Here is a 24,538-nt window from a genome sequence, read left to right on the forward strand (position 1 = left end):
GTGACTTACTCGTGCAAGCCGCACTCGGTCTTGTTGGCAAATGCCCATCGCCCGGCGCGCGGGTCCTCGCCCTCGGCCACCGGCATGGTGCAGGTGGCGCAGCCAATGGAGGGGTAGCCCTGGCGCGTGAGCGGGTGGATGATCAGGTTCTCGTCGCGCTCGAAGGCCTCGGTGTCTTCCAGCGACCAGGTGACCAGCGGGGAGATCTTGAGGCGTCCGGTGTTGTCCAGCGATAGCGCCGGCGCTTCCGCGCGGGTCGGGCCGTCGGCGCGCCGCAGACCGGTCACCCAGCCCACGTAAGGGCTCATGTGCACGGCGAGCGGCTCCACCTTGCGCATCCGGCAGCAGGCGGACGGCTCGCGCAGGAACAGGTTCGGCCCGTAGACCTTGTCCTGCTCGGCACGGCTCAATACCGCCGTCGCACGCACCAGGCGGTGTTCCGGGTAGCGCTGCTCCACCTCAGCGGCCACATCCAGGGTCTCCGGGAAGTGGTACTCGGTGTCTAGGAACAGGAAGTCGGCGCCGGGCAGGTGACGCTCGGCGAGCTCCGCCAGCACCGTGTTCTCCATCGACAGCGTCACCGCCACCGGCCCCGGGGCGTGCTCGTGGGCCCATGCAAGGATTGCGTCAGCCGGAGCGTCGTAAAGCGAATCGGCGAACTCCTCAACCAGCGCGGCATTGCGCTCGGCGATCTCGGGTGGGAGGGGCTCCGTCGTGGTGGGCCCATCGGGGCTGATGGCAGGGTCGCGGTAACCTGAGTCGCCGCTGCCGCCAGTGTGCAGCAAGTTGATCATGTTAGTACTCATCCTTGCCAGTATCTCCGGTTGCGCGCAGGACCGCAGTATGCCCGCTGCGCTTCAGTGACGCTTGCAGCGCGTCGGGGGTGGACAGCGCAGGCGCAGGAGCGTTTGCGGGCGCGTCCTGGCCATAGAACTTGACCTCGTAGATCCGCAGGCATTCGCCGCATTTCCACGCAAAATCGGTCTCCTCGTTCGGCCACAGCTCCTCGCCGCCGCAGTAGGGGCAAAACGTCGGGTGGTTGCGATTCGGGTTCGGCTCCCGGCGGAAATTCATCGCAGGTCATCCTCTTCTGCGCGCTGGACCCAGTCGCGGAACGTCTCGCCGTCAACGCGCTGGTCCACGTAGTGCTGCACCACGCGCGTGACGTATTCCGTCAGCTCGGATGAAAGCACCTTGTGCCCGCGCAGCTTGCGGCCGAAGTTCGCACCCTCGCCGATCGTGCCGCCGAGGTGCACCTGGAAACCCTCCACCTTCTCCCCGTCGGGTCCGGCCACCATCTGGCCCTTCAACCCGATGTCGGAGACGTGGTGGCGCGCGCAGGCATTCGGGCAGCCGTTCAGCGAGATCGAGATCGGCGAGTCCAAGTCGCCGAAGCGCTCCTCCAATTCGTCGGCAAGCTCAATCGCCCGCGACTTGGTGGTGACGTGCGCGAGCTTGCAGTATTCCAGCCCCGTGCACGAAATCAGGCCGCGGCGGAACTCGCTCGGCTCGCTGCTCAGGCCCAGCTGGTCAAGCTCGAGCTTGAGCTTATCGACGTCTGCGGGATCAACCCCCAACAGCAAGAGCTCCTTGAACGGGGTAAACCGCAGCTGCGAAACACCGAAGCGCTCAGCCAAGTCTGCAATCGCGATGAGCTGCTCACCGGACATGTGGCCGAGCGTGGGCTTCACGCCGATGTAGACGTTGCCGTCCTTTTGCTCGTGCACGCCAATGTGGTCACGGTCGACGAGGTTGTTCGGCGCGTGCGGCCCGTCCGGCAGCGCGTAGCCGAGGTAGTCCTCCTCGAGGATCTGGCGGAATTTTTCCACGCCCCACTCGGCGACCAGGAACTTCAGGCGTGCGCGGTTGCGTAGGCGGCGGTAGCCGTAGTCGCGGAAGATGCGCACGACGTTCGCCCACACCTCCGGCACCTGCTCAAGGGTGACAAACGCACCGAGCGACTGCGCGAGCATCGGGTTGGTGGACAAGCCGCCGCCAACGTAGCACTCGAAGCCGGGCCCGAGCTCTGGGTGCTCGACGCCGATGAAGGCGAGGTCATTGATCTCGTGCACCACGTCCTGGCGCGCGTTGCCAGAAATCGCCGACTTGAACTTGCGCGGCAGGTTCTGGAACTCGGCGTCGGTGAAGATCTCCTGGATGCGCTCGATGGCCGGGGTCGCGTCAATGATTTCGTCCTTCGCGATACCGGCAACCGGGCTACCAAGCACCACGCGCGGCACGTCGCCGCAGGCGTCCCAGGTATTCAGGCCGTGAGTTTCGAGCTTGTCCCAGATCGCCGGCACGTCTTCCACTCGCACCCAGTGCAGCTGGATGTTCTGGCGGTCGGTGAGGTCCACCGTGGAGCGGGCGTAGTCCCGAGAAATCTCGCCGACGGCGCGAGCTTGGGCGGTGGTGCAGCGACCCCCGTCGAAGCGCACGCGCATCATGAAGAACTTGTCCTCCAGCACCGAGTTGTCCTCGCCCGTGTACTCACCGCCGAGGTTCTGCTTGCGCTGGGTGTACAGGCCCAGCCACTTGAACCGCGGGTACAAGTCCTCGCGCGCGATGGAGTCGAACCCCTCCTTGGAGTAGGTGTCGATAACGCGTTGCTTCACGTCCCAAATCTCGGAGGCCTGCTTGAGCTCCTCGTCGTGGTTCAGGGGGGCGGTGCCGTCGACAAGCCATTGCCCCTCCGGCTTGCGGACACGCTCGCGCTTCACCGTTGGTGCACTCACGGGCAGCTCCTTTACTAGACCGATCTGTCTTATGTCGCCATTGCCTGACGACGTTTACGGGAAGCTTGCCGTACCATGTTGTCTACCGCAACGTAGCTCCGTTGAAAACGCTACAGAGCTTGGGGTTTCAGCATGAATAGAATCCTCAAGTGCACAATCTCGGCGGCAAGTCAGGCACTGTAGGGGCTGGATAAAATTTTCCGACCGGTTTACAGACCGCATTGTCTATCGTCTATATTGTCCTGGAGAAAACGCCACAACGCGAAAGGAACGTGTGAACTATGAGTCTGCGAGTCGCCGTGATCGGTGCCGGACCCGCCGGGATTTACGCCTCTGATCTGCTCATCCGCAACCAGGAGTTGGACATCCACGTGGATCTGTTCGAGCAGATGCCCGCGCCGTTCGGCCTGATCCGCTACGGCGTCGCGCCGGATCACCCGCGCATTAAGGGCATTGTGAAGAGCCTGCACAACGTGCTGGACAAGCCGAAGTTGCGCCTGATCGGCAACGTCACCGTGGGCCGCGACATCACCGTGGAAGAGCTCCGCGAGTACTACGACGCCGTAGTCTTCTCCACCGGTGCTGTGCGCGACCGCGACCTGCTTATTCCAGGCGGCGACAAGTCCATCGGCGCTGGCGAATTCGTGGGCTTTTACGACGGCAACCCGCGCTTTGAGCGCAACTGGGATCTCTCCGCAAAGGAAGTCGCAGTGGTCGGCGTGGGCAACGTCGCGCTCGACATCTCGCGCGTGCTGGCAAAGACTGGCGACGAGCTCTTAGTCACCGAGATCCCGGACAACGTCTATGAGTCGCTCAAGGGCAACCAAGCACAAACGGTGCACATGTTCGGCCGCCGCGGCCCCGCACAAGCGAAGTTCACCCCGAAGGAACTGCGTGAACTCGACGAGTCCGAGACCATCCAGGTGCTCGTTGCCCCCGAGGACATCGACTACGACCAGCTCAGCGAAGAGGTGCGCCGGGCCGACAAGTCCGTCGACCTCGTCTGCCAGGTGCTGGAGCAGTACGCCATGCGCGAGCCGGACGATTCGCCGCACAAAATCTACATTCACTTCTTCGAGGCACCCGTAGAGGTGCTCACCGAGGGCGACGCAATTGTGGGCATCCGCACGGAACGCCAGGAACTTGACGGCGAAGGCGGCATCCGCGGCACCGGCAAGTTCACCGATTGGCCGGTGCAGCAGGTCTACCACGCGGTGGGCTACCGCTCCGAGCCGGTCGAGGGCGTGCCCTTCGACACCGAGCGCCACGTCATCCCGAACGACGGCGGCCACGTCCTCACAGACCCAGACGGCGAGATCGTCCCAGACCTCTACACCACCGGCTGGATCAAGCGTGGCCCGATCGGCCTGATCGGCAACACCAAGTCCGACGCCAAGGAAACGACGGACATGCTGGTCAGCGATGCCCTTGCCGGCCGCCTCACCGCTCCGGCGCACGAGGATCCGGATGCGATTCTGGGGCTGCTGCAGTCGCGCGACATCGAATACACCACCTGGGATGGCTGGTACCGCCTGGATGAGGCCGAGCGCGCCGCAGGTGCAGACTGCGGAACCAACGCCCGCGAGCGCAAGAAGATCGTCGAGTGGGAGGACATGCTCGCACACTCCACCCACAAGCGCGAGGGTTAGCGCTTCACGCGGTTGATGTTAAGCTTTGCCTCTCTGGTCGACATCAGAGGGGCAAAATGCTTATCGTCTTAACATGACGCGCATGTTCGACCCAGAGGCGCCTTTCAACCAACTGCCCCCATTGCCACCGAGCCAGGTACTCGAAACACCCAAGGTGCTTAAGGCGGTAATCGAGGCTCGAGTCGCCCTAGCTGCGCTGAACACAGCATGCCGGCTTATTCCAAACCCCGACATCATCACGAGCACGATACCTCTTAGAGAAGCACAAGCTTCAACGGAGATTGAAAACATTGTCACGACAAACGACGAACTTTTTCGTGCCGAGTACAACGTTAACCCCGCCCCCGACCCTGCGACTAAGGAAGCGCTTCGATATCGAGACGCTCTTCGACACGGCGTGAAGCTTCTTGGAAACCGCCCAGTGTCAGAAAAGGTCGCAATTGAGATCGCTTCAACACTTACCGGTAATCCCGCCACGGTGAGATCAACCCCCGGAACCTACATCGGCGATCCCGTGACCGGAACTCGTAGATACACACCGCCGGAGGGTCGAGATGTTATCGAGCGGCATCTCACCGAATGGGAAAGATTCATCTATTCGGATCACGGGTTGGATCCCCTCGTACTTATGGCGGCAACACACTATCAGTTCGAGGCAATCCACCCGTTCTACGACGGAAATGGCCGCACTGGAAGAATCCTCAATATCCTCCTCTTGCTGCAAGAAGACGTGCTCGATCTTCCTGTTCTTTACCTTTCCGGCTACATCGTTCAGAACAAATCCAGCTACTACCGTCTGCTTCGAGCCGTCACAGCTGACAACGCCTGGGAAGATTGGATTCTTTTCATGGTTGATGCAGTGGCTTCATCGGCTCGCGCCACAGCAGACCTCATCGATGAACTCACGAGGGCGCAGGCAGAGACGAGGGATCACATTCGCGAGTTGGGCATCCAGCCTGCGGCAGAGCTTTCCGAACTTCTTTACATGCAGCCGTACGTGCGAATCGCTGACCTGCCAGCGAAAGACCTTGCTACGCGGCAGACCGCCTCGATCTGGTTGAGTTCACTTGCGCAAGCCGGGATCCTTGAGGAACAAAAGGCCGGTCGCACGAAAATCTTCCTCAACACTGCAGCTTTGGAAATACTCACCGGCGCTGGCACCACAACCAGACCTTAATGTTAAGAGATCCGCCTACAATTAACGTCAATCTAGTCATGTGTTAAACCGCTTAACATTCCGGCCAGGAATGTCCGCAAACTCAGACGTGCGTTGTCGATGATGGCGGGTCTACGATTGCCCGGTGGATCTTCTCCGAATCATCGGCACATACGGCAAGCGCTACTCCGGCGCGATTCTTGCCGTGATGGTGCTCCAGCTCGTCACCACCCTGGCTACGCTCTACCTACCGGACCTCAACGCAGACATTATTGATAACGGTGTCGCGCGCGCGGATGTGCCCTACATTTGGAACGTGGGTCTGCGCATGCTCATTGTCGCGCTCATCCAGGTCGCAGCGGCGGTTGCTGCCGTATGGTTCGCCTCGCAAGCCGCGATGAAGACAGGCCGCGACGTGCGCGCAGACGTCTTCGACAACGTCACGGGCTTCAGTAAAGAGGACATGAGCCAATTCGGCACCCCGACGCTGATCACCCGCGGCACCAACGACGTGCAGCAGATCCAGATGACGATGCTGCTTGCCCTTAATTTCATGATCGCAGCGCCCATCATGGCGATCGGCGGCATCATCATGGCCCTGCGCCAGGACGCGGGCATGTCCTGGCTGGTGGTCCTCGCCGTGGTCGCACTCGCGATCGTGGTGAGCATCCTCGCAGGGGTGCTCATGCCCATGTTCCGCAAGATGCAGGAACGCCTCGACGCCATCAACGGCCTGCTCCGCGAACAGATCGCCGGTATCCGCGTCGTGCGCGCTTTTGGCCACGAAGCACACGAGATGGACCGCTTCACCGACGCGAACACCGCGATTAGCAAACTCAGCCTCAACATCGGACGTCTCTTTGTCACGATGTTCCCGGTCATCATGCTCATCCTGAACTTGGCCACGGCCGCAGTGCTGTGGTTTGGCGGCCACCGAGTGGATCAAGGCTTGGTTGAGGTCGGTGCGCTCACCGCGTTCATGCAGTACCTCATGCAAATCCTCATGGCGGTGATGATGGGCGTGTTCATGCTCATGATGCTGCCGCGCGCGATTGTGTGCGCTCGGCGCGTGGCCGAGGTACTTGACCATGAGGTTTCCGACCACGGGGTGAACAGCGCCACGGAGGCGTCGATAAGCAATAGCTCCGGCGAGGTCGAGTTCGACCGGGTGAGCTACACCTACCCTGGCGCCGAGCACCCTGTGCTGAACAATGTGAGCTTTACTGCGAAGCCTGGCACGACCACCGCGATCATCGGTTCGACCGGCGCCGGCAAATCGACGCTGCTCGGGCTGATTCCGCGGCTGTACACGGCGAGCGAGGGCGAGGTGCGCGTGTCCGGCACCGATGTCCGCGCGATTCCCCGTGCCGAGCTGGTGCGCTTAGTCAGCATGGTGCCGCAGAAACCCTGGCTGTACTCAGGCACGGTGGCGTCGAACCTGCGCATTGCCAACCCGGAGGCGAGCGACGAGGAGCTGTGGCAAGCACTGGGGATCGCGCAAGCCAGCTTCGTCGAAGACCTCGAGATGCCGATCGCTCAAGGCGGCACAAACGTCTCGGGCGGTCAGCGGCAGCGGTTGTGCATCGCTCGCATGCTCGTGGCTCGCCCAAGCATTTTGCTTTTCGACGACTCCTTCTCAGCGCTCGATGCAGTCACCGAGGCGAATTTGCAGGCAGCGCTGCGTGAGCACGCAGCGGGGATGACACAGATTGTGGTGGCGCAACGGGTGGCGTCGATACGCGATGCCGACCAGATCCTGGTGATGGAGGCCGGTGAGATTGTCGCGCGCGGCACGCACGAAGAGCTGATGGCCTCGAGCGAGACCTACCGGGAGATTGAACGCAGCCAACAGGTGGTGGACGCATGAGTGCGCCGACGGGACAAAACGCTGAACTGACCGATGAGCAGCTGGCCGAATACGAAGAGAAGATGGCCGGCGACAACTTCTCCCAAAACGCGCCGCGCAAGGCAAAGCACTTCTGGCCGTCCGCGAAGCGGCTTTTAGGTCTGCTGGCCCCCTACAAGGTGGCGCTGACATTCGTGTTCTTGATGAATGCCGGCTCGGTGATCCTGGGCGTGTACGCGCCGCGGGTGATGGGCCATGCAATGGACGTGATCTTCTCCGGCGTGGTGTCGAAGCAGCTGCCCGAGGGAATGGACAAAACGCAAGCGGTAGAGGCGATGCGCGCCGCGGGCCAGGACCAGTTCGCGGACATGGCTGAGGCGATGACACTCACGCCTGGTTCCGGCATCGACTTCGGTCGCCTCGGCGAGCTGATCATTGTGGTGCTGACGCTCTTTTTCCTGGCCTCGCTGCTGATGTGGGCGCAGGGTGCGATCTTGAACCGGCTGGCTGTGCGCGCCGTGTTTGAGCTGCGTCAAAAGGTGGAAGCGAAGCTGCACCGGCTGCCGCTGAGCTATTTCGACACCCGACAGCGCGGCGACGTGATGAGCCGCACCACCAACGACGTGGACAACGTCCAGCAAGCATTGCAGCAATCCTTGTCCTCGCTGTTCAACGCTCTCCTAACCTTGGTGGGCATCATCGTGATGATGTTCTCCATCTCCTGGCAGCTTGCGCTGGTCGCGCTGTTGGCCATTCCTTTGACCGGCGTGGTGATGGCCCTTGTGGGCACCCGCTCCCAGAAGCAGTTTGTCACCCAGTGGAAGGCCACCGGCGATGTCAACGGGCACGTGGAGGAGGCGTTCTCCGGCCACGACGTGGCAATGATCTTCGGGCGCACCGAGGAGCTGCGCGAGGAGTTCGACCGGCGCAATAACGAGCTTGCTGGCGCCGCGCAGAAGGCGCAGTTCTTGGCCAACTCGATGCACCCGATCATGCAGTTCATCTCATATTTGAGCTACGTGGCCATCGCGGTGCTCGGCGGCGTGCGCGTGGCCAATGGGCATATGACGCTCGGCGACGCGACCGCGTTCATCCAGTACTCGCGTCAGTTCAACCAGCCGCTCGGTGAGATCGCGGGCATGATGCAGATGCTGCAGTCCGGTGTGGCGTCCGCGGAGCGCGTCTTCGAGCTGCTCGACGCGGAGGAAGAATCGGAGGACGCGGCGGACGCGCACCTGGATGGCCGCACACGCGGCCTTGTGGAGTTCCGCGATGTCGAGTTCTCTTATGACAAGAGCGAGCCGCTGATCCGCGACCTGAGCCTGCGCGTCGAGCCCGGCCAGACCGCGGCCATTGTCGGCCCCACCGGCGCGGGCAAGACTACGCTGGTGAACCTGATCATGCGCTTCTACGAGATCGACGCGGGCCAAATCACGCTCGACGGCGTGGATATCCGCGACCTCTCACGCGCCGAGCTGCGCGAGCAGATCGGTATGGTGCTCCAGGACGCGGTGCTGTTCAAGGGCACGATCATGGACAACATCCGCTACGGTCGCCTCGATGCCACCGACGAAGAGGTTATCGCGGCTGCCAAGGCGACCTATGTCGACCGTTTCGTGCGCGCGCTGCCCGACGGATACAACACCGAGGTGGATCAGGATGGCGGTTCCATTTCCCAGGGCGAGCGCCAGCTGATCACCATTGCGCGTGCCTTCCTCGCGCAGCCGGCGTTGCTCATTCTCGACGAAGCGACGTCCTCCGTCGACACCAGAACGGAAGTGTTGGTGCAGCAGGCGATGAACGCCCTGCGCGCCAACCGCACCTCCTTCGTCATTGCCCACCGCTTGTCGACGATCCGGGACGCCGACTTGATCTTGGTCATGCGAGATGGGCAGATCGTGGAGCAGGGATCGCATGCGGAGCTCGTCGATAAGCAAGGCTTTTACTACGAGCTAAGCCAGTCGCAGTTCGCCGACGACGACTAGCTGGGAGCTACGCTCCGCGGGCAGAAGAGATGAGTCTGCGCAGCTCCCTGACAGGGATGACGGCGTCATCGCTCATTGAGTCTGCAACACCCTGCTCGATGATCGCCCGCATCGCCGCCCCCGTGGAGCAATTCTCCTGCTCTGCTATCGCGCGGACCCGGTTGAGCACGTGGGTTGGAAGGCGAACCGTAAACGCGCTCATTGCCTCGGGCGTTACATGATCGCCAAAATCCACCTCCTCGGCGGAGTCAATGAGCTCGGCGACATCCGTGTTGTCGTAGTGATCCCTTAGTTCTTCGATCTTTGTCATTGTTTCCAACGTGCACGTTTCGTACACGATCTTGAACCAGTTAGCAGCAGGGATTCTCATCTCGCTCTCAGTTTTCCCAAAATTCACCTCGGGGCCACCCGCCGACAACCCTGCCGCCGTACGGTCGGGCATGCACGTGTGTGTTCACGGCGTGAGACGACCAACCAAACGATTGGGTGAGCATGAGTAGAGACAAAGAAGTGTCCCAAAAGCACGACACTGACCGCAGCGCCGAAGCCAGCGGAAGCACGGCAGTGAGCTTTGCTGATGACGACTCGACCAAGACCGATGACGAAAATCGAAACCTCGACGACAACGAGGTCGACGAGGATGACGAAAAGAAGGACCCGCTAGCCTGGCTCCCACTCGAAGGCACCGCCAAGCAGGTTGCCAACTGGATCGCAGTCCTCCTCGGCATCTGGCTGCTGCTCAACGGCGTGGGCATGATCGGCGACGGCTTCAAGATGATCGCCGGCGATCAAGCACAGGAGCTGTTCTCCTTCGCTGAGAACCCGTTCGTGGGTCTGGCGATCGGTATCGTCACCACGGCGATTATTCAGTCCTCCTCCACCACCACCTCCATCGTGGTGGGCATGATCGCTGGTGGCCTGCCGCTGAACATCGCGATTCCGATGCTCTTCGGTGCGAACATGGGTACCTCGGTCACCTCGACCCTGGTGGCCCTGGGTCTGGCAGGTAACAAGCAGCAGTTCCAGCGCGGTTTCTCCATGGCAACCGTGCACGACTTCTTCAACCTCATCGCCATCCTGATCTTCTTCCCGCTGGAGATGTTCACCGGCTTCCTGGGCAAGACCGCGACCGCGATCGCACCGTCGCTGTCTGGCCAGGGCGAGGGCGTTGTTTCCGGCATCTTCGAGGCGATTGGCGACTTCATCGACCTGATCACCGAGCCGCTGGTAGAGCTGGTGAGCGGCTTGGTTGAGCCGCTTGGCGACATCTGGGGCGGCATCCTGCTTTCCGTCATCGGTATTGCTCTGATCCTGTTCTCCATTAGCTTCATCGGCAAGATCCTGAACCTGCTCCTCGTGGGCAAGGCACAGGAGATCCTCTACGCCGCGTTGGGCAAGAACGCGTTTGTCGGTGTGCTCTCCGGCGCCCTGATCACCGCCCTGGTGCAGTCTTCTTCCACCACCACCGCACTGACCGTTCCGCTGGCAGCGTCGGGCAAGTTCGAGGTACGCACCCTCTTCCCGTTCGTGGTGGGCGCAAACATCGGTACCACCGTCACCGGCCTGATCGCGGCGTTCTCCGCATCCGGCGCTGAAGCCGAAGCTGCAATGTCCGGTGCGCTGGTCCACACCCTGTTCAACACCTTCGCAGCGCTTGTGATCCTGGGTATCCCGTTCATGCGCAAGCTGCCACCTGCGGGCTCCGACTGGCTCGCCGCCCTGGCGACGAAGAACAAGCTCTACGTCTTCCTCTGGATTGGTGGCGTGTTCTTCATCATCCCGATCCTGGCCGTCTTCATCTCCAACGCGCTTTCCTAAGGAGCACGCAATGACGAATCCGAACGAGAACAACCAGACCCCGGACCTGTCCCCGCTCGCCCAGGATCTGATCCAGACCGAGGCACCGGACAACGCGCTCGAAGCCCTGCTGGCCGAGCTCGAGGAGACTGCTGACGAGGTGCGCACCGAGCTTGAGGCTCGTCGCCGCAACGCGCAGAAGCTGATCAACGACGATGCAGCTGCTCGCGCAGAGACCGAGACCGACTCCCAGGAGCCGGTGACCGAGCGCACCGAGGCCGTTGTCACGCCGGAGAGTGCTGCAAAGCCGGCGTACGCCAAGAAGCTCAACCCGAATGTGACCCCGGAGCAGGCAGAGGAGCTGGAGCACTTCCCGGAGTACTTCGGTACTCAGCGGGGTACCTGGGCGAACCTGTTCAAGATGCTGCGCGATTTCCGCGCCGAGATGAGGGAGAGCAAGCACGATGCGTAAGCAACTCACTGCCGCAGCGCTGGCCGCTGTAACTCTGTTCGCAGCTGGCTGCTCGAACGACAACACCCCGGGCGAGGACGCCATCAAGATCACAGGCTCCTCCACCGTTGAGCCGATCACCAGCTACATCGCGAACCGCTACGACTACGACGTGAACATCGAGGCCGTCGGCTCCACCGACGGTTTCGAGCTGTTCTGCAACGGCGAAGCTGACATCAACGACGCCTCCGTTGCCATCCCCGGTGCAGATGCCCCGACCGACTTCCAAAAACAGTGCGCAGACAACGATGTTGAGTACGTCGAGCTGCCGATCGCCCTCGACGCGATCACCATTGTGAAGCACCGCGACAACGACTGGGCGACTGATCTGAGCATCGACCAGCTCGCCGAGATCTGGTCGAGCGACTCCGAGGTGTCCAAGTGGTCCGACATCGATCCGTCCTGGCCGGACGAGGAAATCAACCTGTACGGCCGCCCGGAGGGTTCCGGCACCTTGGGCGTGTTCCAGTCGCTGGTGCTGGGCGACATGGAGCTGCGCGACGACTACGAGGCAACCGACGACATCCAGGAACTTTCCGGTTGGGTGGCTGAGGACGTCAACGCGCTGAGCTTCATGGGTATTGGTAACTACCTGGCGACCGAGGACCCGACCCGTAACAAGATTGACAATGTGCTCGTCGACGGCATCGCACCAACCGCCGAGGAAGCCCGCAACGGTAACTACCCGCTGGCGCGTCCGCTGTTCATTTACGTGAACACGAAGTCGGCAGACCGCGAAGGTGTTGACGGCTTCGTCAACACCTACCTCGAGCATGTGGAGGGTGTCTTGCCGCGCGTGTACTTCTACCAGCTCCCGGAGCAGGAGTACATCGACGCGAAGCAGCGCTACGAGGACCGCAAGACCGGTACCGACGAGCGCTGGCACGCATAACCCTTCGCCGCCGTACAGGGTAGAATCGGCGACGTGAGCACCCCTTACGGCAACTACAGAATCAGTGACGCCGAGCGCATCGACGCAATGGATGCGCTCGGTCGCGCGCTTGGCGAGGGCCGTCTGAACATGGACGAGTTCGACCAACGCTGCAGCCAGGTCGCCGATGCGCAGTATCACGACGACCTTGCAACGGTGTTGCGTGACTTGCCACCGATGGCGGTTGAAAGAGCCGTCGATAAGCAAGTGCCCAATGAAGCGGTGCTGTACTCCCAAGCTGAAATCGTGCAAGCGCGACGCGCGAGCCAACGGATGCGCGCGGGCGTGTTCTGGCTGGGCACGGTCGGGTCGCTAGCAGGAACGGTGCTGTTTACGGAACTGGGCCTGGATATTCTCACTGGCGTGGCGCTACTCATGATCCCGACTTTGTTCATCCTGCTGTACGTGATGAAGATCGGCCCAGACAGCTGGTACACCCCGAGCCTGCGGCAGCTGGAAATTCAGCGCCGCCAGCAGCTCAAGGCGCGTCAGCTGGAGATTGAGGCGGCGAAGGTACACCAACAGGCGCTCATGCGACAGCAGCGCAGCGACCAGCTGAACCAGCTGACTTCCGACGCGCTGGATGTTGCGCAACAGACTGTGAAGCGGTTTAAAAGGCAGTAGTCTCATGGTGCATGAGTGACAAGCACCGGCATTTCGATCAGGCGAACAAACTCAAGGATGTGTTCTACGACATCCGCGGGCCCGTGTCCGCCACGGCCGAGCAAATGGAGCGCGACGGCCACACGATCTTGAAACTGAACACCGGTAACCCGGCCGTGTTCGGCTTCGAAGCGCCGGACGTGATCATGCGCGACATGATCGCAAACCTGCCCACCTCCCAGGGCTACACCACCTCCAAAGGCATTATCTCGGCCCGCCGCGCAGTGGTCACCCGCTACGAGATGATCGATGCCTTCCCCCGATTCGATGTCGACGATGTTTATTTGGGCAACGGGGTCAGCGAGCTGATCACCATGGTCACCCAGGCCCTGCTAAACGACGGCGACGAGATCCTCATCCCCGCCCCCGACTACCCGCTGTGGACCGCCGCGTCCACGCTCGCCGGCGGCAAGGTCGTCCACTACATGTGCGATGAGGACAACGACTGGAACCCGGATCTTGAGGACATCCGCGCGAAGGTCACCGACAAGACCAAAGCCATCGTGGTGATCAACCCCAACAACCCGACTGGCGCGGTCTACTCGCGGGAAGTACTGGAGGGCATCGCCAACATTGCGCGCGAGCATGAGCTCATGGTGCTTGCCGACGAAATCTACGACCGCGTTCTCTACGACGACGCCCAGCACATCTCCATGGCTGAGGTCGCTCCGGACTTGATCACTGTCACGTTCAACGGCTTGTCCAAGGCGTACCGTGTCTGCGGGTACCGCGCTGGGTGGATGATCATCACCGGTCCCCGCCGCCGCGCCGCCGGCTTTATCGAGGGCCTGGATCTGCTGAGCGGCACCCGCCTGTGCTCAAACGTGCCCGGCCAGCACGCGATCCAGGTGGCGCTCGGGGGCCGCCAGTCGATCTACGAACTGACCGGGCGAGGCGGCAGGTTGCGGAAGCAGCGTGACGTCGCCGTCGCTAAGCTTCGCGAGATCCCTGGCGTTTCGGTGGTCGAGCCAATGGGCGCGATGTACTGCTTCCCGAAGATCGACACTGAGATGTACGAAATCCACGACGACGAACGCTTCATGCTCGACCTGCTCAAGAGCGAGAAGATCCTCATGGTCCAAGGAACCGGCTTCAACTACCCCACCCCGGACCACTTCCGCGTGGTGTTTTTGCCGTGGGCATCACAGCTGGAAAACGCGATCGAGCGCCTCGGCAACTTCCTCGTCGATTACCACCAGCATTAGTTTGCTTGACGACGAAGCGCCGTCTGCCTGTACGCGCTAGGTGAGATCCCGACGCTGCGGGCGAACGCTTTGGAGAAGGCGGATTCGGAAGAATACGACACCGAAGAACCAACTACTGCGATCGGCTCGTTGGTCTCAATCAACCGGGTTTTTGCGACCTCCATGCGCCAGTTCGTCACGTACGCTGCTGGTGCTACTCCGACGACCTCTCGGAACTTCTCGATAAACGATGTGCGTGACATGGCGGAAATTTTTGCCATATCTGCGATCGCCCACGGTTTTTCTGGCTCATCATGGATTGCGTGTAGGACTCTCCCGATCGCAGGATCAGCTAATCCCGCGATGAGCCCAGGTTCGAAGGAGCTTTCCTCGTAGAACCATTTTCGAATGATCTGCACCACGATGATGTCGGCCAGCCGAACCGCTACGGCGTCCCCGCCCAACCTATCTTCTGAGAGTTCGTCTGCCAAGAGGCCGACTAGCTTCACGACGGACGAATCGTCGTTTAAGTTCATGCCTCTTGCGGAGACCACAGGGGGAAGGGCTTGCACGATGTTGTGAACATCTGGAGCGTCAAAACTCACCATCCCGCAGAGCAACCGCGTGAATGAGCCGTCGCAACCTACGTTGACGATTGAGTAGTTCTCGCTGAGATACCTTTGGGGCAATTGATCGACCCGGGGAGCTACCGTTCTATCCGGGCTGGCGGAGAGCATGTGCTCCCTTCCGAGCTGCACGAGAGCAACATCCCCTTCCCGGAGTTGGAGCTTCGGCATGTCGTCCGAAATCAACCAGCATGAGCCCTCGGTGACCACGTGAAAACTCAGACATTGGGGATCAACTGGCATCCGCAGACCCCAATCACCGCGGGCAGTCGTATTGCAGTAGAACACACCGCTCATACGCAACTGCCTCAGGAAGTGCGCTACCTCCGGTTTCACATTCATAGAACGATGATCGCACCCTCGGAGTTGTCAACTCCACATATCCGGACGATCGGCAAAGAAAAATGGACTGACGGGCCTACTGACGGTCGCTGGCGATTCCTAACGTGAATTGAGCCAGTCTCCGTAACCCTCCCTACTTTGAGAAAAGAGGCCCCGATGTTTGTTATTTCCGGTTCGACGGGACGCGTTGGATCCAACGTTGTCGCCGAACTACTCAAGCACGACCAACCCGTTCGAGCTCTCGCGAGATCGGAAGAATCCTTGAAACAGTGGTCAGCGCAAGGCGTCGAGACTGCAGCGGTTGACCTGCTCGACAGCGCGGCATTGTCCGAGGCGCTGAAGGGTGCGGAGGGATTCTTCGCATTGCTCCCGTTCCACTTCGGTGCAGACGACCTTGACCGCTACGCAGATGCAGTCATCGCATCAGTGCGCTCTGCGGTCGAATCCGCAAACGTTCCTCACGTCGTCATGCTCTCGTCGGGAGGCGCCCAACACGAGCATTCAACGGGCCCAATCACAGGACTGCACCGAATGGAGCAGGCACTCCTGTCCGCTACTCCCCTGCTCACCGCCCTTCGGCCGGGACATTTTCAAGAGAAGTTTCAGGATGTGCTGCCCGCAATTCTCCAGGAGGGCGTGTACCCCGTTTTCGGCGCAGCTGATGAGCCGAAGCCGATGGTCGCGACCAAGGATATCGGTGTCTTCGCCGCACACAACTTGATGAATCCTCCCGTCTCTCAAGAGCCGGTTGACATCATCGGTCCGAGCTACACCGAACGGGACGTGGCCGGTGTGATTGCGGAGCAGCTTCACAAAGACGTGGCGGTCGTCGAAATTCCCGATGAGGCGTGGGAGTCCGAGCTCGAGCGGGCTGGTTTTTCAACCGGCGTCGCTCACAGCCTTGCCCAGATGTACCGGGCGGACAGTGATGGGTTGCTTGCACCTTGCGCGTCGAAATCGATCTCGGCCCTGACGCCGCTTACCGAGACGGTCAGCACCGTCCTACAGAATCGGGAGGGCGCGTAGATGAATCTTCCCATCATCACCAGTGCAGTGGCGCTTTGCGCAACCGTCACCGGCGGGCTGCTCAGCGGTCTCTATTTTGCCTTTGAGGTCAGTACTCGGAAGAGCTTCGCACGTTTACCCGATGATCAGTACGTCGAGGTCTTCGCAGGCATCAACCAGGCGATCCTCAACCCCCGATTCCTGACAGTATTCGCGCTTGCACCACTGTCCTCAGTATTACTGGCCATCCTCGTACCGACCAGATGGACGATTCTCGCTGCAACAGCGTCGCTCGTCGCACTGGGCATCACCGTCGCGGGAAATGTCCCACTGAACAACTACCTCGACAATGCGTTCACAAGTCAGAATGCGGTGTCCGAGATTCGCGCGAACTTCGAGTCCCGGTGGAACTCGCTCAACGCTGCCCGATGCGTAGCGCAGACGGTCGCTGTTGGAGCGACGCTGCTCTTTGCGCTGAACACGAAGGGATAAAAACCCCTTACAGGCTGCGCCCCAAAGCGCGAATCTCCCAGCCTCCGGCCTGCCACGCGTCGACAGGCAGGACGTTGCGGCCGTCGATAATGCGCTGCTCCGCGACTAGCTCGGCGGCATGCTTCGGATCGAGCTCCTTGAATTCGGCCCATTCGGTAGCGAGGATGACAAGTTCCGCGCCGCGGAGAGCGTCGTCAAGCGAGGTGGCGTAATCCAGCGTCGGGAAGACCTTCTTCGCGTTCTCCATCGCCTGTGGGTCGTAGATGCGCACCGAAGCGCCGGCGAGGGAGAGCTGGCCCGCAACCGCGAGTGCAGGCGAGTCGCGCACGTCGTCGGAGTTCGGTTTGAACGCCGCGCCGAGGACGGTGATGCGCTTGCCGATGAGACTGCCCAGCACTTCGCGGGAGAGGTCCACCGTCCGCTGGCGGCGGCGCATGTTGATTGCGTCGACCTCGCGAAGGAAGGTCAGAGCCTGGTCGGCACCGACTTCGCCGGCGCGGGCCATAAACGCGCGGATGTCCTTCGGCAGGCAGCCACCGCCGAAGCCGAGGCCGGCGCCGAGGAACTTGCGGCCGATGCGGTCGTCGTAGCCAATGGCATCAGCGAGCTGGGTGACGTCAGCGCCGACGATCTCGCAGACCTCCGAAACGGCGTTGATGAAGGAGATCTTGGTAGCCAAGAATGCGTTCGCAGAGACCTTGACCAGCTCAGCGGTTTGCAGGTCCGTGACGATGAACGGGGTCTCGTTCTCCAACGCCTGGGCGTAGATCTCGCGGGCCGCTTGCTCAGCGTTGGTGTCCTCGCCGCGCACGCCAACGACGATGCGGTCCGGCTCGATGGTGTCCTTTACCGCGTAGCCTTCGCGAAGGAACTCGGGGTTCCAAGCGATTTCCACACTCGCCTTGTTGCCTGCCTCGGCGACGAGCTCGTCGGCACGCTCCTGGAGCGCGGCTGCGGTACCAACCGGCACGGTCGATTTACCGAAGATGATGTGGTTGCCCTCGAGCTTGGGCACGAGGTCCTCGATGACTGCTTCAACGTAGCGGGTGTCAGCAGCATAGGATCCGCGCTGTTGCGGGGTGCCAACGCCGATGAAGTGGACGCTGGCAAACTCCGCGACGCGCTCGTAGTCGGTGGTGAAGTCGAGGCGGCCTGCCTCGAGGTTGCGTTCGAGCACCTCGGGCAGACCCGGCTCGTAGAACGGCACGCGACCGTTCTTCAGCGCTTCAATTTTTGCCTCGTCCACATCCACGCCGAGCACTTCGTGGCCCAGTTCAGCCATGCAGGCTGCGTGGGTGGCACCGAGGTAACCCGTTCCAATCACCGTCATACGCATAAGTCACCATTATGCCGGTGATCGAACGAGTGCGCGCTGTCTAGTTGATCTGGTCCTTGGCGTTGTCGCTCGCACCGCTTGCGGTGGCGTCGCCACCCTCGGTGGGACGGATGCCGTCGTTCCAACCGGCGTTCGGGTTGTGGCCTTCGCCCTCGTCGACGGTGCGCACTGCCGGGTTGGTGCCATCTGCGCGGGTCACGTCCGGATCGGAGAAGTCCTTGTCGGCGTCCTCATCGTGGGCCCCGTGGTTGTGGCCGCACTGGCAGCTGTTCGGCTCGCAGCCGCAGGAGTGCATGCCTTCGGCCTTCTTCGCGTGGTGGCCACAACCGCAGCCGCCCTTGGCGTGCTTATCGCCAGCAGCAGAAATGTGAAGCTCGTTCGGGTTAGTCATGGGAAACACCTTTCGTCGTCAAGCGAAACTGCCTTGACCCCCACGCTACCGAAAGTTGAGGTAGGCCTTCGACGGTGTTGGCCCGCGCTGACCCTGATACTTCGAGCCAAGCTGCGACGAGCCGTAAGGAGTTTCTGCCGCCGAAGTCATGGCGAACAGTGCGAGCTGGCCCACCTTCATGCCCGGCCACAGCGTGATCGGGAGGTTGGCCACATTCGACAGCTCCAGGGTGATGTGGCCGGAGAAACCCGGATCGATAAATCCTGCGGTGGAGTGCGTGAGCAGGCCGAGACGACCGAGCGAGGACTTGCCTTCCAGGCGACCCGCGAGGTCAGTGGGCAGCGTGAACCGCTCCAGCGTTGCAGCAAGGACGAACTCGCCGGGGTGAAGAACGAAGGATTCGTCCTCGGGCACCTCGACGAGCTCGGTGAGATCCGGCATCTCCAGCTTCGGGTCGATGTGGGTGTACTTCGAGTTCTTGAACACGCGGAAAAGGTTGTCCATCCGCACGTCGATCGAGCTCGGCTGGATCAGAGACGCATCGAACGGGTCGATGCCGAGGCGGCCGGAGTCAATCGCGTCGCGGATGTCATGATCAGAGAGCAGCACAGTTGTGATTGTAACTGCCACTTTTTGGGCTCCGGTGGCGCGGTGCTAGAGTGAGCCAAAGGTCCGCGTGACCAGTGCCGGCGTAGTTTAGTGGTAGAACATCAGCTTCCCAAGCTGAGAGTGCGAGTTCGATTCTCGTCGCCGGCTCAAATTTTCTCCGCAGTGCAGTCACTCAGGGGGTGCAGGGACACGCTGTTCATCTCGTAGCTTTGGTGGCCATGCTCGTCGCGTTTCAATGGCCCTTTAAGGAGCTTCCAGTCCGGGAGGTACTCGATCGCGCGGCTGCAGCGTTCGGGGTCATGGTTGTAGACGGTCAGCTTCCCATCGGGAGTGGCGAAGGTGAGCTTCTTTCCCTCCACGCTGATCAGAGTGACCGGCACCTTCTCGCCGGGCTCGCGGAATGAGCGCAGAGCGGGCACCCAGTGCGGTTTGTGCCCCGGCGAAAGACTTTGGCATTCGTCCTTGTCCACCACCCTGCGTGGAGCAGGAGGAGCCGGGAACTCCCATTCTTCGCCGTCCGCCGTTCGCACCGCGTTCCGCGCCGCGGAAAATTCAAACGGCTTGTTCAGAGTGCACACGTAAAACACCGCCGAGATGAGTGATGGCAGCTCCCTCACAACCGTGGCCCCTGCCGCACTGAATGTCACGGTGGTGTCGGCGACGTTGATGAGCGTCGCTGGCACCCAGTCGTCGGGCATGAACATGTCATTAGACATGTGTTCTCCTTATGGAATTCGCACTTCCGGTGCGCAGGTTTGCAAGTCACCGGCCGATCTTCTCCCGGGGGCACCGTGCGCGAATCGCGCGGTTGCCAGTCGACGTGCCGGGAGGCATTCGTCGAACTTCTGGATCGTGGAAGCGAGAATAACAGACCGCTTGGTCTAGCGCAACCGTCGTCAAGCAAAATGCTCTGTATGAGACTTGTGATTGCCCTGCTGTGGCTGGTCGGCGCCTCGCTGGGGCTCAAGCGGCGCCCCGCCTCGCCGTTCAACGACCCGGATTTTGTGCCCGCGCACGAGACTCCGGTGCTGTACGTACACGGGATCAATAGCCGGACGATGGCGTTTCGGCAGAACGCGGAGCACCTGCGCGACCACGGGTTTTGGGTGTGGGGCTACGACTACGGCGACATGATTGCGCCGGGGTTCTTCGGCATCGGCGACCTAGACGAGATTGTCGGAGACGTTGCAGAAAACGTCGACCACGTGCTGGCCGAGACGGGCGCTGAGCAGGTGGACATTGTGGCGCACTCGCAAGGCGGACTGATGGTGAAGCTTTACATCGCCGACGGAGAGGCGGACAAGGTGCGGCGCGTCGTGGCGCTCGGCGGCAACTTCCACGGCACCGACTTTCACGGCCGAGTGAGCTGGCTGCATCCGCTGCTCACGCGCTGGCCGTGGCTGGGCATGCTGTTTGCCACCCGCGGCGCTTCGCAGCAACTCGCAGGTTCGCCGTGGTCCACCGAGCGCTCGAACCTGCCGGACACCGATCCGCGCGTCATGTACACCTCGCTGTACTCGCCGGCGGATACGGTGGTCACCCCGACTTCAGCATCGGAGCTTTTGCCTATCGACGGCGCAGACGTAGCGAACATCAACGTCGCCGATTTCTACGACGGCTACGCACCTTTGCACCCGCTGATGCCGCGCGATCCTCTCTTGGCGGAGTTGACCCGGTGGGGCCTGGAGCGGGCTCCCGGTGAGCACGAGCCGCCGGAATCAGCCGCCCGCGCGTAGCCTGACGGCATGATCTCTTTCATCATTCTTGGAGGCACGAGCGACCTGGCGATGCGGCTGCTGCTGCCGGGACTTGGCGAGTACATCGCGGCCAGCGGCGCGGAGATGGAAGTCATCGGCGCCGGGCGTGAGGACGTGGACGATTACCAGGCACAGGTCGATGATGCTGTGCAGGCCAATGTGGATCAGGACCTGCGCGTGCCCGCCACCTACCTTGCCGGGTGTCGACCCGGCCCGCGAGACGGAAACCCTGGTGCAGCTCGAGATCGCTTCGTCGCTGCCAGGTTGGGAGCGCACCCACATCCTGCTGCGCACCGGCAAGGGGTTCCGGCGGGACCGGAAGGAAGTCATGGGCATTTCGCTTTTCGACGGCCCGTTGTCCCCGTACGGCGCAGTAATCCAAGCCCTCGCCCGCCGCGATCACACCGCCTTCGTCCCGGAGGGTGCGCCGCAGCTCGGCTGGCGCATCATGGACGCGCTTGCCGACGAAATGGCGAACGCCCCACTGGACGAGTACTAACTGCTACTCGCCTTCCGGCGGTTCCGGTGCAGGTGCTGGACCGGAATCGCCACCATCGCCGCAGCGGACGATCGGCTGCGGGCTGTACACCGTGGTCTGGGTTTCGCGCTTGATTTCGTTGCCACTCAGGTCGCTGATGATGCGGGTGTCGGACGTGGTGAAGCCCGGGATGCCCGAAGACGGGATACAGCTCGACTCGGTGACCACCTGTTCCTGGGGCGAAGTGTGCGCCCAGCGACCGCCGTTGACGGATTCGACGTTCACCGTCTTCACGCCCATGAGGTTGACGGTGACCTCTCCCCCGCCGACCGAGGTCTCGATCTTCACCGGGTGCGGCGAATCGTTGCGGAACTGCAGGTCGATCGCACCCTCGTAGACCGTCGCCTCGCGCCCTGCCGGGTAGCGGGAGATGTAGTACGAGTGCGCGGTGTGCGCGATGTCCGTCATGCCGGCGAAGTAAGACGCGTTGTAGAGCGTGGTCGCGAATTGCGAGATGCCGCCGCCGACCGCGGTGTCCGCGCGGCCGTTCAGGATGATGCCGGACTCCACGTACCCCTGTGCGGCGCCGCGCGGACCGGTGTGGCCGTTCAGCGAGAAGGTCTCACCCGGGTTCACGATCGCACCGTTGACCGCCCGGGCGACGATGCCGATGTTAGTGCCGGAAGCACCCGAGTATCCGCCCGTGGTGAAGGAACCTACCACCTGGTCGAAGGTCGCGTTCTGCGCCATATCCGTGGTGAAGTTCGCAGGCTCCTCCTTGTAGGTGGCCTCCCAGTCTCGCGGGGAGTCTCCGAGGAGGCGGTCTTCGAAACGCTCCAGTGTCTTGCCCCAGTCGACCACGATGCCGTCGACCGACGGCTCCACCCCGCCGCTGGCAAGGACCCGGGCGTTTTGCTTCTCGGTTTCGGTTTCTTTGAGCTGCTCAGCGAAAATCGCCTCCGCCGCCTCGGGATGGACCAGTGGTGTTATCTTGCCGTCCACCACGGGGAACTCCACGATCTCGCCGAGTCGCTCCTGCGGAATGGACGCCGCCACTTCGCCCTCGCCGTCGCCGTGTCGCTTGCCGCGGACCGTCAGGGGACCGTCTAGGGCTGAACGAACCGGGCCTTGCATGGCATCCTTCAACACGCTTTCGTCAATCGCGGGGGTCAGCGTCTCAAGCTTGGTGATCTCCACACCCTCAGGCCGCAGCCACTGACCGGTCACGTACTCGCGAAGTACCTCGTTAGTCACGTCCTGGCCGTTCTCGGGGGCGTGTTCGACCGCGCGGCCGTTTTCGACTGCAATAGAGCCGTCGATGGGTTCCACCCGAAGTTCACCGTTCACGCGGTCGATCTCGGGCGCGAACCGTGCCTCATCCACGGTGGTCACCACGTCGACTTCACGGGTGGAGACCAGGTTGCGCAGCCGAATGAACGGGTTCATCGGTTCCACCCCGGCAGCCTCTACTGTGGCTGGCCAGTCCACCGCAAGGCCTGCCGCCTCCGGCACCAGCGTCGAACGCTGGCTCCCTGCGCGAATCTCCACTGCGTTCTTCTCAACGCCGCCAAGCTCCTGCTCGAGCTTGGCCTCCGCCTCAGCCGGACTCATCCCCCCGATAGCCACGCCGCCAACCTCAGTCCCGCGAGGCACATTGCCTCGGTTAAACGCCAGGTCGGCTACGTAGATGGCAAGGAGCACCGCAAGCGCGCCCAGCACCACGCCGAGCGCGATCTTGCCGCCGCGCCCTAAGCGCTGCGTTGTCGCATTTACCGTACTCACCCATATCAGGGTAATCGAGAGCCGTTCGATTTACTGTGTTCACGCTACAACCCACCGTCGATAAGCTGCTGCTGCACGCGCGTGGCAGCCTCGTCAACGCGCGCCATCGGAATCTCACCAGACATCACTGCGCCAGTTACCAGGTCGATGATGTACGGCAGGTCGGCGCCGGATGACCAGAGCGCTTGATCTGCGCCGGCGGCGATTGCCCGCTTCACTGCTTCCGGTGTTGGGGTGTAGTCCAAAAGCCCCCGCATTCCGGAGAGATCGTCGGTGACCACCACCCCGTTGAAAGGCACGCCACCCGGATAGTCCCCCTCGCGCAGCACGCGGTACGCCTCGGGGTTCAGCGAACTCGGCACACCGTCTTCACCCATCCCGGGCACGATCATGTGGCCCATCATCACACTCGCGTGTGGGAAGCGCTCCAGCAGCGGGCCGTAAGGAACCATGTCCAAACCGCGCACATCTTCCAGAGGCGGGGTGATCGCGAGCTGATGGTGCGTGTCACCTGAGGCGCGCCCATGGCCGGGAAAGTGCTTGAACGTGGGTGTCACGCCGGCGTCGAAAAGCCCTTGCGAAAACAGGCCACCGATCCGGACAACCTCATCGGGAGCTCCGTGGAACGAACGGTCGCCGACAATGTCCAAATTAGTCACGTCGAGGTCCAACAGCGGCGCGTAATCCACGTTGATGCCGTGAGCGCGCAGCGAGACCCCGATGTCGTACCCGGTGCCCTGAATCACCTCAGGCGGCATGCCAGCCAGCACCCGCGGCGGCATGAAGTCCCCGAGCACGCCGCTGTGGCGCTGCACGCGCCCGCCCTCGAAGTCGATCGTCACCGAGAAGGGCCGGTCGTACTCGGCACGCAAAGCGTTGATGTTGCGCCCCTCGTCAGTGAGCAGACCCGGATCCGCCCAGCTGGGAATGATCAACCCACCCGCGCCCTGATCGAGCGCAAACCGGGCCTGGTCGTAGTTCGACACCCCAACCACCATCAGCGACGCCACCTTCGCTCGCAAGTCCTGCGGCACCCGCTCCTCCGCGGTCGGAGATGGCTGTGGCGGTGGCGGCGGGGGCTCGCTCGTGGGAGAAGCTTCAGAGGTGGCAGGAGCTGGCGTGTCGTCGTCAAGCGAGCATGCGCTAATCGACGCCACCGTGAGCGCGCAGACGAGCGCAACTGCTGCTGAGCTTCGCAAACGCAACTTGTCGCTCCTTTCCTGCCGCATACCTGAAGCCACTCTACGCAGGGATTCGCACGAT

General features: G+C 62.0%; 24 protein-coding genes, 1 tRNA gene and 1 riboswitch. Of the genes, 14 read left to right on the plus strand and 11 right to left on the minus strand.

Going from position 1 to position 24,538, the window contains the following annotated elements; all coding sequences use genetic code 11:
• Positions 1 to 5: 5 nt before the first annotated feature.
• The 3 genes from CGLAUT_RS10960 to CGLAUT_RS10970 are packed head-to-tail and all read right to left on the minus strand — an operon-like array spanning position 6 to position 2,735.
• The gene (locus tag CGLAUT_RS10960) at positions 6 to 806 is read right to left on the minus strand and encodes a phosphoadenylyl-sulfate reductase (protein ID WP_095660766.1); all 801 of its coding nucleotides are present in this window, start codon (positions 804 to 806) and stop codon (positions 6 to 8) included.
• Complete coding sequence (locus CGLAUT_RS10965; RefSeq protein WP_095660767.1) at positions 796 to 1,074, minus strand: hypothetical protein; 279 nt, start codon at positions 1,072 to 1,074, stop codon at positions 796 to 798. The genes CGLAUT_RS10960 and CGLAUT_RS10965 overlap by 11 nt, the downstream gene beginning before the upstream one ends.
• Positions 1,071 to 2,735 carry a nitrite/sulfite reductase gene (locus CGLAUT_RS10970; protein ID WP_290185184.1) on the minus strand — a complete coding sequence of 555 codons (1,665 nt, stop codon included), beginning with the start codon at positions 2,733 to 2,735 and terminating at the stop codon, positions 1,071 to 1,073. Before CGLAUT_RS10970 ends, CGLAUT_RS10965 begins: the two co-directional genes overlap by 4 nt.
• A gap of 281 nt (positions 2,736 to 3,016) precedes the next feature.
• Between CGLAUT_RS10970 and CGLAUT_RS10975 the strand changes: the two genes are divergently transcribed.
• The 4 genes from CGLAUT_RS10975 to CGLAUT_RS10990 all read left to right on the plus strand — a co-directional run bounded on the left by CGLAUT_RS10975 (position 3,017) and on the right by CGLAUT_RS10990 (position 9,371).
• Complete coding sequence (locus CGLAUT_RS10975; protein WP_290185186.1) at positions 3,017 to 4,384, plus strand: FAD-dependent oxidoreductase; 1,368 nt, start codon at positions 3,017 to 3,019, stop codon at positions 4,382 to 4,384.
• An 82-nt stretch (positions 4,385 to 4,466) separates the two neighbouring features.
• On the plus strand, positions 4,467 to 5,561 hold the full coding sequence (locus tag CGLAUT_RS10980) for a Fic family protein (protein WP_290185187.1): 1,095 nt from the start codon (positions 4,467 to 4,469) through the stop codon (positions 5,559 to 5,561).
• 124 nt (positions 5,562 to 5,685) lie between these two features.
• Entirely contained in the window at positions 5,686 to 7,407 is a 1,722-nt protein-coding gene (locus tag CGLAUT_RS10985) for an ABC transporter ATP-binding protein (RefSeq protein ID WP_290185188.1), read from the plus strand.
• A complete protein-coding gene (locus tag CGLAUT_RS10990; RefSeq protein ID WP_290185190.1) occupies positions 7,404 to 9,371 on the plus strand; it encodes an ABC transporter ATP-binding protein in 1,968 nt (655 codons plus the stop codon). Before CGLAUT_RS10985 ends, CGLAUT_RS10990 begins: the two co-directional genes overlap by 4 nt.
• Positions 9,372 to 9,378: 7 nt before the next feature.
• On the opposite strand, the gene CGLAUT_RS10995 is transcribed toward CGLAUT_RS10990, so the two are convergent.
• Complete coding sequence (locus CGLAUT_RS10995) at positions 9,379 to 9,681, minus strand: hypothetical protein (protein ID WP_157731374.1); 303 nt, start codon at positions 9,679 to 9,681, stop codon at positions 9,379 to 9,381.
• Between the two features lie 200 nt (positions 9,682 to 9,881).
• On the opposite strand from CGLAUT_RS10995, the gene CGLAUT_RS11000 reads away from it, so the two are divergent.
• The 5 genes from CGLAUT_RS11000 to CGLAUT_RS11020 are packed head-to-tail and all read left to right on the plus strand — an operon-like array spanning position 9,882 to position 14,478.
• A complete protein-coding gene (locus tag CGLAUT_RS11000; RefSeq protein WP_290185193.1) occupies positions 9,882 to 11,189 on the plus strand; it encodes a Na/Pi symporter in 1,308 nt (435 codons plus the stop codon).
• A 10-nt stretch (positions 11,190 to 11,199) separates the two neighbouring features.
• Entirely contained in the window at positions 11,200 to 11,640 is a 441-nt protein-coding gene (locus CGLAUT_RS11005) for a hypothetical protein (RefSeq protein WP_290185195.1), read from the plus strand.
• A complete protein-coding gene (locus tag CGLAUT_RS11010; protein ID WP_290185197.1) occupies positions 11,633 to 12,571 on the plus strand; it encodes a substrate-binding domain-containing protein in 939 nt (312 codons plus the stop codon). Before CGLAUT_RS11005 ends, CGLAUT_RS11010 begins: the two co-directional genes overlap by 8 nt.
• A gap of 33 nt (positions 12,572 to 12,604) precedes the next feature.
• Complete coding sequence (locus tag CGLAUT_RS11015; protein ID WP_095660776.1) at positions 12,605 to 13,234, plus strand: DUF1707 SHOCT-like domain-containing protein; 630 nt, start codon at positions 12,605 to 12,607, stop codon at positions 13,232 to 13,234.
• An 11-nt stretch (positions 13,235 to 13,245) separates the two neighbouring features.
• Positions 13,246 to 14,478 (plus strand): pyridoxal phosphate-dependent aminotransferase, encoded by a 1,233-nt coding sequence (locus CGLAUT_RS11020; RefSeq protein WP_290185199.1) that lies wholly within the window; start codon positions 13,246 to 13,248, stop codon positions 14,476 to 14,478.
• Here the strand turns inward: CGLAUT_RS11020 and CGLAUT_RS11025 are convergent.
• On the minus strand, positions 14,475 to 15,425 hold the full coding sequence (locus CGLAUT_RS11025; RefSeq protein WP_301924915.1) for an AraC family transcriptional regulator: 951 nt from the start codon (positions 15,423 to 15,425) through the stop codon (positions 14,475 to 14,477). The two genes, CGLAUT_RS11020 and CGLAUT_RS11025, sit on opposite strands and share 4 nt — an antisense overlap.
• Positions 15,426 to 15,581: 156 nt before the next feature.
• Here CGLAUT_RS11025 and CGLAUT_RS11030 point away from each other — a divergent pair, with 156 nt between their 5' ends.
• A complete protein-coding gene (locus CGLAUT_RS11030) occupies positions 15,582 to 16,451 on the plus strand; it encodes an NmrA family NAD(P)-binding protein (protein ID WP_290185201.1) in 870 nt (289 codons plus the stop codon).
• Complete coding sequence (locus tag CGLAUT_RS11035) at positions 16,452 to 16,922, plus strand: anthrone oxygenase family protein (protein WP_006840477.1); 471 nt, start codon at positions 16,452 to 16,454, stop codon at positions 16,920 to 16,922.
• Positions 16,923 to 16,929: 7 nt separating this feature from the next.
• On the opposite strand, the gene CGLAUT_RS11040 is transcribed toward CGLAUT_RS11035, so the two are convergent.
• Genes CGLAUT_RS11040 through dcd form a run of 3 tightly spaced genes read right to left on the minus strand, consistent with a single transcriptional unit; the run spans position 16,930 to position 19,258 of the window.
• Entirely contained in the window at positions 16,930 to 18,258 is a 1,329-nt protein-coding gene (locus tag CGLAUT_RS11040) for a UDP-glucose dehydrogenase family protein (RefSeq protein WP_290185205.1), read from the minus strand.
• A 40-nt stretch (positions 18,259 to 18,298) separates the two neighbouring features.
• A complete protein-coding gene (locus CGLAUT_RS11045) occupies positions 18,299 to 18,649 on the minus strand; it encodes a hypothetical protein (RefSeq protein WP_290185206.1) in 351 nt (116 codons plus the stop codon).
• A 45-nt stretch (positions 18,650 to 18,694) separates the two neighbouring features.
• Complete coding sequence (gene dcd / locus CGLAUT_RS11050) at positions 18,695 to 19,258, minus strand: dCTP deaminase (protein WP_290185208.1); 564 nt, start codon at positions 19,256 to 19,258, stop codon at positions 18,695 to 18,697.
• Positions 19,259 to 19,334: 76 nt separating this feature from the next.
• Here dcd and CGLAUT_RS11055 point away from each other — a divergent pair.
• A tRNA-Gly gene (locus tag CGLAUT_RS11055) sits at positions 19,335 to 19,405 on the plus strand.
• Here CGLAUT_RS11055 and CGLAUT_RS11060 read toward each other — a convergent pair.
• Positions 19,405 to 19,974, minus strand: coding sequence for a hypothetical protein (locus CGLAUT_RS11060; protein WP_290185210.1), 570 nt, complete (start codon positions 19,972 to 19,974; stop codon positions 19,405 to 19,407). The two genes, CGLAUT_RS11055 and CGLAUT_RS11060, sit on opposite strands and share 1 nt — an antisense overlap.
• 15 nt (positions 19,975 to 19,989) lie before the next feature.
• A riboswitch (SAM riboswitch) is annotated at positions 19,990 to 20,110 on the minus strand.
• Between the two features lie 62 nt (positions 20,111 to 20,172).
• On the opposite strand from CGLAUT_RS11060, the gene CGLAUT_RS11065 reads away from it, so the two are divergent.
• Together CGLAUT_RS11065 and CGLAUT_RS11070 are read left to right on the plus strand one after the other, a co-directional pair.
• Positions 20,173 to 20,994, plus strand: coding sequence for an esterase/lipase family protein (locus CGLAUT_RS11065; protein ID WP_290185212.1), 822 nt, complete (start codon positions 20,173 to 20,175; stop codon positions 20,992 to 20,994).
• A 178-nt stretch (positions 20,995 to 21,172) separates the two neighbouring features.
• Entirely contained in the window at positions 21,173 to 21,514 is a 342-nt protein-coding gene (locus CGLAUT_RS11070) for a hypothetical protein (RefSeq protein WP_290185213.1), read from the plus strand.
• Positions 21,515 to 21,517: 3 nt separating this feature from the next.
• Here the strand turns inward: CGLAUT_RS11070 and CGLAUT_RS11075 are convergent, their stop codons facing one another.
• The gene (locus tag CGLAUT_RS11075; protein WP_290185215.1) at positions 21,518 to 23,275 is read right to left on the minus strand and encodes a VanW family protein; all 1,758 of its coding nucleotides are present in this window, start codon (positions 23,273 to 23,275) and stop codon (positions 21,518 to 21,520) included.
• Between the two features lie 44 nt (positions 23,276 to 23,319).
• Positions 23,320 to 24,480, minus strand: a complete 1,161-nt coding sequence (locus CGLAUT_RS11080; RefSeq protein ID WP_290185217.1) for a glycoside hydrolase family 3 N-terminal domain-containing protein — start codon at positions 24,478 to 24,480, stop codon at positions 23,320 to 23,322.
• Between the last annotated feature and the right edge of the window lie 58 nt (positions 24,481 to 24,538).

It is taken from the genome of Corynebacterium glaucum (assembly GCF_030408855.1).
Lineage (GTDB): Bacteria > Actinomycetota > Actinomycetes > Mycobacteriales > Mycobacteriaceae > Corynebacterium > Corynebacterium glaucum.